The sequence below is a fragment of the Simplicispira sp. genome (assembly GCF_028687295.1).
GTDB classification, from domain to species: Bacteria; Pseudomonadota; Gammaproteobacteria; order Burkholderiales; family Burkholderiaceae_C; genus Simplicispira; species Simplicispira metamorpha.
The window spans coordinates 1-13,272 of the sequence record NZ_JAQUAL010000086.1; the positions used below are offsets into that span (position 1 = coordinate 1).

Genomic DNA, 13,272 nt, shown 5'->3' on the forward strand with positions numbered 1-13,272 from the left:
CCGGCTTGATTTCCCCTTGCAACAGCACCGGCAAAAACGAATTGCACTCCTGGGTATGCAAAGTACCCAAGGCACAGGCAAAACCAGCCCAGGCATCGGCCAGGCCACTATCGGCAAAGCACAGCATTGCGGGATCGCGCTCTGGGGTGGTACTGGGGTCGACCTGATGCACCAGCGGGCAATGCGAAGAATGCAGAGCTGCTTCGGGCGCATCGGTGGGGGAGGGCACAACAACAAAAGACTCGGTCATGGTTTTTCCTTGGAAGGAGCTTGGCGCCGCTGACAGACCTTCTGTCGGGTCGCACGACCAAGTTCTCATGGAAAGAGCCGAATGCAAGTTTTTGCTCAGTACCAGGACGTGTCATAGTTGCCTGCTGAAGACACTGCTGATACGGATCCCATGAATTTTTGAAAAACTCAGGCGACGTTCTCTTTGATTTAACGAAGAATGGTCAACCGAAGCCTGCTGAAAAAACTGACGAAAACCCAGCAGAAAATTGCGAAATATGCCAAAAGGGTACTGACGAAACCGCCAAAATAGGGGTTTCGTCAGTTATGGCAGGGCCTTCCCTGGAGATATTTGAAAAATGCGTTTTTGCTAGGCCGTGTCAGTTCATGGCACTACCTTCTGCGTCTTCGGATTGATGAAATACCGTGTGGTCGGTCTGCCAACTAATTTGTCTATATCGTCAAGTGCCAGTACCCAGTGAGCCTCTTCCAGCACGGCCAGGGCCGCCTCAACCTGTATGTTGGTGGTGAGTCCTCCCCACTGCTTGCGAACCACGTCGCGCACTGTGAACTCGTCTTTCAGCTTGCCTTTTGCAATTCGGGAGGCCAGTATCTTGGCTGTCGATACTTTGGCGACTTCAAGCAACTCATACACCCGGCGTGCATGGCCTTCCAAGTATTTGCACCAGGCAGCAGCACGTTGAGTGCTTTCCAACTTAATGGGGCCAGTGTTGCCTTCAGCTAAGTGCAGCACCAGCGCCAGCGAACAAAACAGCTTGTCGAACTTTCCCAAATGCTGAGCCATTAAGGGTGTGAGTTCGTCAGGGATCAGCTTGGTGTGCAGCTCGCTAGTCCATTCAATAAAATGCTCTTGGGCCGCATCGTCAAAAGAGAAGTAAGGTAACTTGAAGAGTTCGTCAGCAGGCCTTGCGCCATACTGAACTGGATCAAAATAGGCAAGCCGAAAGAATATGTCACGCACTGCTTCGCGCGAGCCATTGATAGGGTATCGGTCGCGCCACTCCCATGGAACTGAATCTGGATAAACCAGTACTTGGAAGCGTTGTATTCTGCCGTCGTTGTCGGTACTATGAGCAATAGTTGCAAGGTATCGCTGGAGTAGGTCGGGCTGAATGCCTCCAAAAATACTAAGACAATGGTTGGGGATGGTCAGCGATCCGCGGGCGATCCGGTCAAGTAAATGACTACCGATGCCGTTCCAGCCTTCCAGATAAAACGCCCTGTCGCTCTCATGACCTGGAATTTCCCATGAATTCAACAGACCCATGATTTCATCCCGAAAAACTAGCAAGCCCTGAGGGTTGTTCGCCAGCATTTCGCCTAACTTTGCCACGGTACTGTCGTTGGTTTTGAAGCGGCGTCGCTGCGGTTCTTGAGGCTCTTCGAGGCTTGCCATGGCATTCACTGCATCCAGCATGTCAGAGTCGTTGTTCTTGCTGCTTGCAGCTTTTTTCATTTGTTTGTGGAGTGACTCCTGACGTGCTTCGAATGCTGCTTTTTGTGCCTCGAAATCCTTTTTTTGATGGAACAGGTTTCCCTCTTCCAATTTTTCAAGGTGGTCAAGAAAACGGGATGTAATACCCATGGCCGGACTCTTTTTAGTCGATGGATCACCGACAATCCCACCCCAGAGGTTTGGCGTCAGGATCCAGTCATCGCGTCGCTTTGGCTTGATAGCGCAGCCAGCTCCGATAACACTGGCCAGATTCACGATCAGGGACGCAGCGACAAAGTCGGGGGGGCATGGCATGCGGTCAGCCCCATCCAAGACGAAGTCGGCCAGTACCTTGGGCAGCAATGCATGGGCATCAAGCGGCGGTGCGGGGGGCAGTTTGATGACCAACGGTGCCGGATCTGGCCAATGGTAACTTTTTCGCTCTTCATTTTGCTGGTGGGTATTATCGACAGATTTGATCTCTTGGGTTTTTTCGGGCGCGCCCTGACCCACCGCCACCGCTGTGGCGTTTGAAAGAAAATTCATTTTTTACCCCTTCAGTTGAGCGATGCAATCAGTGCGCGGATGTCAGATTCCCGCCATGCCACGCAACGTGCCCCGATGCGTATGGGCTGGGGGTATCGGCCACTTTTGACGCCGGCCCACCATCCACTGCGGGAAATGGGCACATGTGCCAAAACAGTGGGTAACCGCCACAGGGCTACTGTTTGTTGTGGGGAGGAGGGGACGACATCTGCTTTCGCGGTGGAATATGTATTCAGCACATTTTCCGGATTGCTGGCGGGGGGTGTCGAATTGACGGGAGGTGATGATCTGACCATGTACTTCCTTGGGCATTCAAGTTCGTTACAACTTGCCTGAGCGCAGGCCATCCTCTCACCCTGATGTTTCCACGGATACCCGTTTCACCGTCTGGTTGATAGAATCAACAGTTGAAGAGCTACCATTTCTTCAGTGTCGTTTTGACCCTAGAAGCCTTCCGAGTTTCGACCCTCGGAAGGCTTCTTGCTTTTGGCGCGTACCAGTTTCGACAGTGTTTTTTGACCACTTTGAAACTGATGTGGCTATTCTGGGGCACCCTTGAATGCATGTGGAACGTGTTGGACACCGTTGCTGGATGTCGAGTTGATGGTCAACGTTTCACGAGGGGTCGATTGAGTTCTCTGGATGTCAGCTGTTGTCAGATTTAATTTGCAACCAAATGCAATTAATTTTGAATACTTATTAAAATCGTGGGGTTTTTGATTCTGCTTGGAAGCCCCAAAAATGAACGTATCAGCTGCCTGCGAGGGGTTGACTGCTTCGGCAGTCAGTCGCATTGAAACAGTGTCCCAGTGCCTGGGCTTGAAGTAACTCCAGGCGCTCGCCCCACAAACGCCATGCTTCGCGCATAGGCCCCTCGTACTGCGCGCGCTGATAGATGCGTTTGATCTTTTTTTCCTCTGTGTGATTGAGGCAGCGCTCTACGACGTCTGGCAGGACACCAAGTTCGGTCATTTCGGTAGCGCCGGTGCGTCGCAGGTCGTGAGGTGTCCACTTGCCGCCAGGCAATACCAAGGCGTCAACCAATTTGCTGCGTCCGTTCATGGGCACGCCGCCGGGGCGCTGCCTGTCGCCCACTTGCTTGGTTACTGTCTTTTCGCACACCGAATCGGTAAAGTCCAGTCGTCCTGCTTTGGTGCGCATTGCTGGGAACAACCAAGGCGTTAGACCGGTGATTGCGCGCAGTCGTTCGATTTGCGCCAAGGTAAAGTCACTCAGCCATATCCGGTGCTCTTTGCCGTTCTTGGTCTCGTTCTCGGGCAGTCGCCAGATGCGCCGATCCGTGTCTATATGTTCCCAGCGTGCTCCCAGTATTTCGCCGATGCGCGCCAGTGTCGCCAGTTGCAAAAGAAGGGCAATCATGCTGGTGTCGGCCATACCTGCCTTGGGCAGTTTCTGAAACAGCTCAATCAGTTCAGGTTTGCTCAGTACCCGATCACGTTCTGTGTCCTTGCCAAGTCTGGCCTTCTTGATATGGGCAGTCGGATCGGCTGCGATGTAATCACGGTCGAGAGCAAAACCAAACATTTGGCGCATGTCGGCGAGGGTCTTCTTGGCGCTGCGGATCATGGGCTTGCTGGGCGTGCCCCGTGCCTTGATGGTGTCCACAACTTCTTGGATATGCGCTTTGGTCACGTCCGCTGCTGCTATGTCACCAATGAGAGGGAATACATCTTTCTCGAATGAGCGCACAGCCTCGCTACCACCGTCGGCACGGGCCACCAGCTCCAGGCGCTGCCAATGCTCAAACAGTCCCCGAATGGTTATGCGCGCCTGCTTTGCTGCAAGCTCTTGCAGGCGCTGGCGTTGTTCATGCAGAGCTTGCTGGTGGTCAGCCTCGGCCTTGGCGCGTTCCACTTCCTTCTGTGCCTCAGCCTGGGCTGCTTGTTCCTGGCGCTGGGCCACAGGGTCTTTCCCTTCGGCTACCTGCCCACGAATTGCCGCAGCTTTGTCCAGTATGGCTTTCAAAGACTCGCCCACCATGCGCCCGTTCTCGCTGCGCCAAGTGCCCAGCCGAACCTCGCGGACTTTATCGCCGTTTCTATAGCGCATGGCGACATAGACGCTGATTCCGCCGTCTCTGGCTCGCACTTGCCCACGCACGCTAGGTGCAATGTTCAGGGTGCGCCCATGATCTCCTTCGCGTAGCGCCAGCAATTGCAGTTGAGTGATCGTCGCCAAATTTGCCCCCACATTTGCCCCCACAAATTGGGGAGTTTGCATTGTACTTACGTGGATTTGGATGGACTAACGATCTTGTAGGGTTTGAACTAAGTTGTTGAAAATAAAAGGGTTTTTAATTTTTCTTGGACTTCTTTGGATTCTTTAAAAATTTATTTCACTTGCATGGGGTGCAAGGGGTAGAAGGTTCGAATCCTTTCACACGAACGGATTGTCCATCGGGCAAGAGATGCCTGTAAAACACACGGCAAGTTTCCTCAATCCGGGGAACAAACGGGGGAACACTGGAGGGAGTTGGCAAAGTGGATCTTCTGGATCACCCACAAGTTCGGTGCGCGTTGAACTCCATTTCAAGCGCCGGATGTCAACATGCCGCGGGTCAGTAGTGCGCCTTGTGTGTCCACCAGAAAGCCCTCGGCCATCGCGGGGTAGGCGCCAGTCAGCCCGGTCATGATGACTTGGTGCGTGATTCACACTTCCAGCGTACCCGCAGGCAGGCGCAGCAGGCGTTCGCGCAATAGGCGCAGCTGCTGTGTCTGTTGGCCTTGGCCCGCAAAAGTGGAGTTCAGTGCGGGCCAGTCTTCCTGGTGGTCAAAGGCCAGCCGGGCTGTTTCCTGGCAGCGGCACCACTGGCTGCTGAGGATGGTTTGCACTGGTAGCCGGTGGTGCCTGAACCAGTCACCCATCGCCCGGGCCTGTGCCCGGCCCGCCTCTGACAGATTGCGTTGGGTACTGCATTGGCCCAAGGTAAAACCGGGCGGATCACCCAAGCCGGGTTCGGTGCTGGCGTGGCGAACCAGCAGTACCCCGCCCCGGCGGGCCTGATCAGCCAAGGACGGCGCAGGTGGTTCACTGAAAGCCGAAAATCCCACGGCCCACAGGGCTGGGGCAAGGAGCAGTGGACGTCGTTGCATGGTGCATTCTCCCAACGCAGAAAAAGCCTGCCGATGGGCGAGCCGGGGATCGGATTCACGAAAAAAGCAGGCTTTGGGCCAATAAACCCGCAGTCAGTGCTTCCTTGGCAGGCCACTGGTCGGCGGTCAGGCCGTGTGCAAATACGGCCTCAGTGGCCGCCTGCGGCGCGTGGATGCCGCTGGCCCAGCGTGCTGCCACCATGCCTGCCAACACATCGCCAGTGCCTGCGGCGGCCAGGCGGGCATTGCCTGTCGGGTTGAGCCAGGGCGTGGTGCCAGGTGCTGCCACGACTGTGCCGGAGCCCTTGAGTACCGCCACGCAAGCAAAGCGCTGGGCCAGTTGCTGTGCTGCCATCAGCCTGTGGGCTTGCACCTGGGCGGCACTGGTGTCCAGCAGGCGCGCAGCTTCCAGGGGATGGGGCGTGAGGATGGTGGTCTGACCGCGCTGCGCCCGCATTTGCAGGGATTGCTGGAAGGACTCAGACGAGGCCACGGCGTTGAGCCCATCGGCATCAAGCACCAGCCGTGCGCTGCGCTCCAGCACCTGCGCCAGCACGGTGCGCACAGTCTCGCCGCCACCGCAGCCGCACACCACGGTCAATTGCTCCAGTGGCAGGGCGGCAAACTCGCGCAGCATCAGCTCGGGTTGCTGTATGTCCAATTGCAGTTGGGTGTTGCCGAGCAGGCTCACCAGCACGCGGCCTGCACCGCTGTGCAACGCAGCGCGTGCCGCCAAAATCGCCGCGCCGACCATGCCCATGCCGCGTGCATGCAGCCCTTCTCCACCCACCACCGCCACGTCGCCATAGCTGCCTTTGTGGCTGGCATGGGGGCGTGGCAGCGGATGGGGTGGGCCTGTCAGCCAGGCACAAGGTGCCTCGTGTGCGGGGGGGACAGTGAGCAGGTCGTCCAGCCAGACGGTGCCTGCAGCATCCCGTCCCGCAGCCGTGAACAGGCCAGGTTTGAGCGTCAGCAGACTCAGGGTGTGGCGCGCAGCAGAAGGTGCGTGCTGGGGGACGGTGGCTGCGCTGGGGAAAAAACCAGCCACGTATTGCCCTGTATCGGCTTGCAGTCCGGTGGGTACGTCCACGGCCAGCAGCGTGGCGGGGCTGGCGTACAGCTGCTGCAGCAGTGCCAGCAATGGCTCTGGCACCGGGCCGGGGCGCAGACCTATACCCAGCAAGGCGTCAATGCACAGGTCTTGTGGGCCCAGTGCGGGGGGGTGTTTGACCAGCGCAACGCCGGCTTGCTGCGCGCGCTGCCACGATTGGCGTGCATCGGCAGGGCAGTGTTCCGGATCACCCAGCCAGGTCACGGCCACGTCCAGGCCCTGGCGGTGCAGGTGCATGGCGGCCTCCAGGCCATCGCCGCCGTTGTTGCCGGGGCCACAGGCAATCCAGATGGTGCGCGCGTGCGGTGCCAGCGCCCGGGCCAACTGCGCCACAGCCAGGCCCGCGCGCTGCATCAAGGTGTGCGCGGGCAGCGCGGCAGCAGCGTGGCGCTCGATGCGCTGGGTGGTCGCCGTATCAAACAGCGGGTAAGGCCGATGTGGGGTGATGCATTGCATGGCGTACCAGTGGTGGTTGGGGCGTGCCCCAGGCCGTGCGGTGGCCCGTTGTGCCTGGGGGCGTGCAGCGTCAGAGCTTGTGCGTCACGAACTTGAAGTCCGGGTCTTCCGCGTAGGCTTTGATGGAAAAGCCCAGGCTGCGCATGAGTTTGAGCATGCCCGGGTTGTTGGCCAGCACCAGGCCGTCGATTTCGCTCAAGCCTTTCTCGCGGGCCACGTCCATGATGCTGAGCATCAGCCGCGATCCCAGGCCCTTGCCATTGAAATCGTCGGCCACGACAAGGGCAAATTCACAGCTGGAGCGGTCGGGGTTGGTCACGTAGCGCGAGACGCCCACCATGCGCTCGGTCTCCACGATATGGCCGTCGGCGCCTGCCGTGCGTTGCTTGTGGATGGCCACCAGTGCCATTTCACGGTCGTAGTCGATCAGCGTGAAGCGCGCCAGCATGCTGGGCGGCAGCTCTGCCATGGAAGAAACAAAGCGGTAGTAGCGGCTTTGCGGCGACAGCTGCTGCACCAGCGTTTGCAGCATCTGCGCATCGCCCGGATGGATGGGGCGCACCGTGTATTCACCGCCCCCGCGCAACGGCCACACCTGCTCATGGCGTGCGGGGTAGGGCAGGATGGACAAATGCCCGTAATGGTTGGCGCTGCCGATGGTGGTTTGCGGGGCCTGGTCGATGGCGATGCGTGCATCCACGGCCACGGCACCGTATTCGTCCACGATGATGGGGTTGATGTCCATCTCGCGCAGTTGGGGCAGCTCGCAGGCCATTTCCGAAACCCGCAGCAGTACCTGCTCCAGGGCTTCGATATTGGCTGCACTGGCGCCGCGCCAGGCGCCCAGCGTTTCGGACACGCGCGAGCGCTCGATCAGGCGGCGGGCCAGAAACTGGTTCAGCGGTGGCAGCTCCATGGCCTTGTCGTCGATCAGCTCGATCATGGTGCCGCCCGCGCCAAAAGAGATGACCGGGCCGAACGGGTCGTCGGCCACCAGGCCGATGCAGATTTCGCGCCCGCGCCGCGCCGGGGCCATGATTTGCACCGTCACCCCGTTGATGCGGGCGTTGGGCTGCAGCCGGGTCACGCGCTGCACCATGTCGGTGTAGGTGTCGCGCGCGGCTGCGCCGCTCATCACGTTCAGGGCCACACCGCCCACGTCGGACTTGTGCGAGATGTCGGGCGAGTCGATCTTGAGCGCTACCGGAAAGCCCAACTGGGTGGCGATCATCATGGCCTCGTGGGCACTGCGCGCCAGGATGGTCTTGGTCACAGGGATGTGAAACGCTGCCAGCAGCGTTTTGGACTCCATCTCGGTCAGCACTTTGCGCCGTTCGGCCAGTGCGCTTTCAATGACCAGGCGTGCGCCTTCGATATCGGGCTTGGCCAGCGTGGACAACGGTGGCGGCGTTTGTTGCAGCAGTTGCTGGTTTTGGTAGAACGAGGCGATGTTGCCAAAAGCGCCCACCGCGGCCTCGGGTGTGCGAAAGCTGGGAATCGTTGCCATTTTGAGCACCCCCCGCGCCGCCATGACCGAGGCATCGCCCATCCAGCAGGTCAGCAGCGGCTTGCCCATGCGCGGCTTGGCATCGGCCAGCGCCTGCGCAATGCCCTGGGCATCGGTGCCGGGGCGCGGCGAGAAAATAGCCAGCACACCGTCGATCTGGCGGTCTTTATCGGCGGCCTCAATGGCGGCTTTGTAGTGCTCGGGGCCTGCGGATTCGGACAGGTCGATCAGGTCGGTCAGCGAGGCGTGCGGTGGCAACAGCGGTTGCAGCGCGCTGACGGAGGCCGCTGAGAGCTTGCCCAGTTCCAGTGCAATTTCATTGACCCAGTCGGCCGCCAGCACGCCGGGGCCACCGCCATTGGCAATGATGGCCAGGCGCCGCCCCACGGGCCGGTAGCGCGATGCCAGGCATTTGACCGCCGAGAACAGCTCCACAAACGAGCGCACCCGCACCGCGCCCGCCCGGCGCAGGGCTGCGTCAAACACATCGTCGCTGCCGACGATGGTGCCGCTGTGGGTTTGCGCCGCTTCGTTGCCCGCTGGCTTGCGCCCGGCCTTGAGCACCACCACCGGCTTGGTGTTGGCCGCCGAGCGCAGCGCGCTCATGAAGCTGCGCGCGTTGCTGATGCCCTCCAGGTACACCACGATGCTCTGGGTGTGCCGGTCGTGGGCCAGAAAATCCAGCACCTGGGCAATGTCCACCGCCGTATTGGGCCCCAGCGACACCACCGAAGAAAAGCCCACGCCATTGCCCCGGGCCCAATCCAGAATCGACGAGGTCAGCGCGCCCGACTGCGACACCAGCGCCAGCGGCCCCGACTGCGCCAGCGGGCCCGCCGCACTGGCGTTGAGTTGCAGTTGCGGGCGTTGCAGGCCCAGGCAGTTGGGGCCCAGCAGGTGGATGCCCTCGCGCTGGGCGATTTTTTTCAGCTCGGCGGCATCGTCGGCACTGGTGCCGCTGGACAGCACCAGGGCGGCGCGGCAGTGCATGCGGGCTGCCAGCTCCAGCGTGGCGGCCACTTCTTTGGGCGGCAGGGCAATGATGGCCAGATCGGCCTTGACCTGCGCCAGGTCTGCCAGCGTGCCGCTGGCCTGTGTGTTCAAAAACTGCAATGTGCCGCTGTAAGTCTGGGCGCGCAAAAACTCGTGCAACACGCCGCCCAGCAAGGTTTGTGTGGACGGCTCATCCGCCTGGCCTGCGAAGACAACAATGGATTCGGGCGAAAAAAGGGGGGTGAGGTAATGAATGTCCATGGTTTTTTACAGCGTTGCCATCAAAGAAACCGGCGTTGGGCCAGCGTAAGCCTGTGGGGGTTGGGGTGCCAGTGCATTTTGTACCAGCATTGCCGAATGTATAGTGGCGCGCCACCGCCATGCACCACCCCCGAGACCCCCATGTTCTGCCTCTGCCCCTGCGTGATGGCGTAGGCCCCAGCTGCGTGGCGCTGCCCGCTGCGGGGCAGGGCAGCATGCTGGATTTTTTGGCGCAGCATTTGCCTGCCGTGGACCGTGCCGAATGGCTGCGCCGCATCGAGGCGGGCGATGTGGTCGATGAGCACGGCGTGCGCGTCACCGCTCAGCGGCCTTTTGAGCGCGGCCTGCGCCTGTATTACTACCGCCACCTGCCCGCCGAGCCGGTGATTCCGTTCGATGAAGTGGTGCTCTACCAGGACGAGCACCTGCTGGTGGCCGACAAGCCGCATTTTTTGCCCGTCACCCCCTCGGGGCGGTATTTACAGCAGACGCTGCTGGTGCGCCTGAAAAAACGCCTGGGGCTGCCAGAGCTATCGCCCCTGCACCGCATTGACCGCGATACCGCCGGGTTGGTGCTTTTTTCAGTGCAGCGCGCCACGCGCGGGCGCTACCAGGCGCTGTTCCGTGACCGCACCATCACCAAGCACTACGAGGCTGTGGCGCCCTGGCGCCAGGAACTGGCCTTCCCGCGCGAGCACTGCAGCCGCCTGGACGAGAGCCCGCAGTTTTTCCGCATGCACGAGGTGCCCGGCGAGCCCAACACCTGCACCCGCATGGAGGTGCTGGAAGTGGCCGGTGGCTGGGCACGCTACCGTCTCAGCCCCGTCACCGGCAAGCGCCACCAACTGCGTGTGCATATGGCGGCGCTGGGCCTGCCGCTGCGCCACGATGCGCTCTACCCCGAGGTCAACGACGCGCCGGAAGGCGACTTCTCAAGGCCACTGCAACTGCTGGCCCAAACACTGGCCTTTACCGACCCCCTGAGCGGCAAGGCGCTGCAATGGCAAAGCCAGCGCAGCCTGCTGGTGCTGCCTTGAGGGTGGATTGGCAGTTGTTGTGCTATTGAAAAGAGAGCTGCTAGCGCTTGTAGCAAAAGCGCTGGAGCCTGATTTGACCTGAAAAATGAAGCCCCTGCACAGGGGGGCAACCACGCACCCAAACTGCTTTTTTCCAGCTACACAATAGCCATCTGGTCTGACGAAGACAGTGCCCGCCGACCCTCTGGCGTGACCACCAACACCCGGGCAAAGGGCGTGGGCGAGTGGGGTGAAGAGAGAAACACAGCCACCAACCCGGCAGCGCGCAGCAGCCGTAATTGGTCGATGGCGCCCCTGTCATTCACGGTCAGGGGCAGGGTGGAGCGAGAAAGATCCCGAAGCAACTGCAGCGTCATGAAAGCCTCCGTTAAAAGACAACGGATTCATTGTGGAGGTGCCTTGCACTTCGCCGCAAGCGGGTGAAACACGTGCTGACAATAAAGACAATTTGCGAATCTTTTTTGCGGTAGCGCGGTTGCATTCGAGAACGTGCCACGGCGCACCGTGTCATCCGGGGGCGCCAGCGTGGCCGTGAAAGCCCTCTGCCCACTCGACCCGGTTGCGTCCAGCGGCTTTGCCACGGTACAGGGCCGCGTCGGCTTCGCGCATGGCGCCCTCCCAGGCATGCGGGCTGGCGAAGTGGTGTGACACCCCGATCGTGGCCGTACAGTGCAGCAGATGGTCGCTACCAGCAACGTGGATGGCTTGACTTTCAATGGCCGATCGCAAGCGCTCCGCCAGGTGCGCGGCGCCCACACCGTCGGTGTCCAGGCAGATGGCGACAAACTCTTCTCCGCCAATGCGGCCTGCCAAGTCGCCCCGGCGCACCGTAGCGCGCAACACCTTTGCGACCTGGCACAGCACGGCATCTCCAGTGTGGTGGCCATAGGTATCGTTGATGCGCTTGAAATGATCGATGTCCACCAGCAGCAAGTACGCCGGTGTGGCATGGCGGGAGTTGAAATGCTGCTGCAGCGCCTCTGACAGCCCCCGGCGATTGAGCAACTGCGTCAGCGGATCGCGCGCTGCCATGCTGCGCAGGTCATCGGTCAGGCGGCGCAGCACCAGCCAGACAATCGAGGGCGGCAGCACGGTGGCCAGGGATGACATGTAGATGTAGAACACCATCTGAAACTGGCTGTCCATGTGCAGCGCTGGCAGGCCACCATCCACAATCTTCACGAACTTGATCGCGTTGAGCACGCCAATGCCGCCGATCAGCAGCGCAAAGAAAACCATCTCACCGTACAAATCTTTGGCAAATGTGCGCACGCCATAGACCACAGCGAGCACCATGCCCACAAACAGCAGTGCCGACATCCCTGCCAGCATGGCGTAGCGGGCCACCGGCCCCCAACCCCACTGCACCAGGCACTGCGCAGCGGCGTAGGCGATGGCAAAAGCGACCAACGGACGCCACAAGGGCGCCTGGTACCCAAAAAAACGCATGGCACCGAGCCCATAGGCGATGGGTGCTGCCAGTGTGAGGGTGTGGTTGACCACGCTCATCAGACTCCAGGCGGGGCCGCCTTCCAGCAGTTGCAGCACATAGGCCAGGCCCAGCAGCAGGTTGCCCAGGGCGAAAAAATCCATGCCCATGGTGTTGCCGTGCAAACGCTTGCTGATGAGCAAAAACATCACTGCAAAGCACAGCAGGTGTGCGCACAGCATGCCGACAAGAAGGGATGCAACCATGTTGACGCTCCAAGGGACTGGCACACAACAAAGCCAAAGAAAAAAGCCCCGCTACCGATGAAGGAGGGGGCTTGCGGTGGCCTGGTACGGCCTGAAATACGGGACTGGAGCGGGTGATGGGAATCGAACCCACGTTATTTGCTTGGGAAGCAAGAGTCCTACCATTGAACGACACCCGCGAAGGCGCTGATTATAGGCAGCTGCCGCAGGCCCTTGGCTACGCCAGCTTGCTCAGGCCATCAAAATACAGGTGTTTTATGCCTAAAACGCCCGTGCAATCAGCGCTTGCAGCTATCAAAAAAAGAGCAATTGCAGCGGGCCTGTTGCACGGCATCACTTCTGGATGTCGCCCAGGCAGAGGTATTTGATCTCCACGTAGTCGTCCATGCCGTGGTGCGAGCCCTCGCGGCCCAGGCCCGATTGCTTGACGCCGCCAAAGGGCACATGCTCGGTGGCCAGAATGCCCACGTTGATGCCCACCATGCCGTACTCCAGCGCCTCGCCCACGCGGAAGATGCGGCCCACGTCGCGGCTGTAGAAGTAGCTGGCCAGGCCGAACTCCGTGGCGTTGGCCGCGTCCACCGCCTCTTTTTCGGTGGCGAACTTGAACACCGGCGCGAACGGGCCGAAGGTTTCTTCGCGGGCGCAGAGCATGTCGGCGCTGGCGTGGGCGATCACGGTGGGCTCGAAGAACTGGCCACTGCCCAGATCGTTCAGGCGCTTGCCGCCCACCAGCACCTGACCGCCTTTGGCGATGGCGTCATCAACGTGGCGCTGCACCTTTTGCAGCGCGGCTTCTTCGATCAGCGGGCCTTGGTTCACGCCGTCCTCAAAGCCGTTGCCGACCTTGGCGGTTTGCACCCGGGCGG

11 protein-coding genes and 1 tRNA gene are annotated in these 13,272 nt (G+C 60.3%); 1 reads left to right on the plus strand and 11 read right to left on the minus strand.

From position 1 onward, the window contains the following. From PHX69_RS10535 to PHX69_RS10565, 7 genes are all read right to left on the minus strand, one after another. Nucleotides 1–250: hypothetical protein (locus tag PHX69_RS10535; protein WP_288043660.1), on the minus strand; the 250-nt coding region annotated here is incomplete at its 3' end. A gap of 363 nt (nucleotides 251–613) precedes the next feature. After that, the gene (locus tag PHX69_RS10540) at nucleotides 614–2,230 is read right to left on the minus strand and encodes a YfjI family protein (RefSeq protein ID WP_288043661.1); all 1,617 of its coding nucleotides are present in this window, start codon (nucleotides 2,228–2,230) and stop codon (nucleotides 614–616) included. Between the two features lie 11 nt (nucleotides 2,231–2,241). Further along, nucleotides 2,242–2,577, minus strand: coding sequence for a helix-turn-helix transcriptional regulator (locus PHX69_RS10545; RefSeq protein ID WP_353852411.1), 336 nt, complete (start codon nucleotides 2,575–2,577; stop codon nucleotides 2,242–2,244). 403 nt (nucleotides 2,578–2,980) lie between these two features. Beyond that, complete coding sequence (locus tag PHX69_RS10550) at nucleotides 2,981–4,429, minus strand: tyrosine-type recombinase/integrase (protein WP_288043663.1); 1,449 nt, start codon at nucleotides 4,427–4,429, stop codon at nucleotides 2,981–2,983. Nucleotides 4,430–4,899: 470 nt separating this feature from the next. After that, nucleotides 4,900–5,343, minus strand: coding sequence for a histidine phosphatase family protein (locus PHX69_RS10555; protein WP_288043664.1), 444 nt, complete (start codon nucleotides 5,341–5,343; stop codon nucleotides 4,900–4,902). Between the two features lie 55 nt (nucleotides 5,344–5,398). Continuing rightward, nucleotides 5,399–6,910 carry an NAD(P)H-hydrate dehydratase gene (locus PHX69_RS10560; RefSeq protein WP_288043665.1) on the minus strand — a complete coding sequence of 504 codons (1,512 nt, stop codon included), beginning with the start codon at nucleotides 6,908–6,910 and terminating at the stop codon, nucleotides 5,399–5,401. A 70-nt stretch (nucleotides 6,911–6,980) separates the two neighbouring features. Next, nucleotides 6,981–9,671 (minus strand): bifunctional acetate--CoA ligase family protein/GNAT family N-acetyltransferase, encoded by a 2,691-nt coding sequence (locus PHX69_RS10565; protein WP_288043666.1) that lies wholly within the window; start codon nucleotides 9,669–9,671, stop codon nucleotides 6,981–6,983. A gap of 119 nt (nucleotides 9,672–9,790) precedes the next feature. Between PHX69_RS10565 and PHX69_RS10570 the strand changes: the two genes are divergently transcribed. Further along, nucleotides 9,791–10,708, plus strand: a complete 918-nt coding sequence (locus tag PHX69_RS10570) for a pseudouridine synthase (RefSeq protein ID WP_288043667.1) — start codon at nucleotides 9,791–9,793, stop codon at nucleotides 10,706–10,708. A gap of 137 nt (nucleotides 10,709–10,845) precedes the next feature. Here the strand turns inward: PHX69_RS10570 and PHX69_RS10575 are convergent, their stop codons facing one another. The 4 genes from PHX69_RS10575 to PHX69_RS10590 form a co-directional block, all read right to left on the minus strand. Next, entirely contained in the window at nucleotides 10,846–11,064 is a 219-nt protein-coding gene (locus PHX69_RS10575; protein WP_288043668.1) for a hypothetical protein, read from the minus strand. 151 nt (nucleotides 11,065–11,215) lie between these two features. Continuing rightward, a complete protein-coding gene (locus PHX69_RS10580) occupies nucleotides 11,216–12,403 on the minus strand; it encodes a GGDEF domain-containing protein (RefSeq protein WP_288043669.1) in 1,188 nt (395 codons plus the stop codon). Between the two features lie 105 nt (nucleotides 12,404–12,508). Beyond that, nucleotides 12,509–12,582, minus strand: a tRNA-Gly gene (locus PHX69_RS10585). Nucleotides 12,583–12,736: 154 nt separating this feature from the next. Next, a partial coding sequence (locus PHX69_RS10590; RefSeq protein WP_288043670.1) for an aldehyde dehydrogenase family protein occupies nucleotides 12,737–13,272 on the minus strand: 536 nt, incomplete at its 5' end.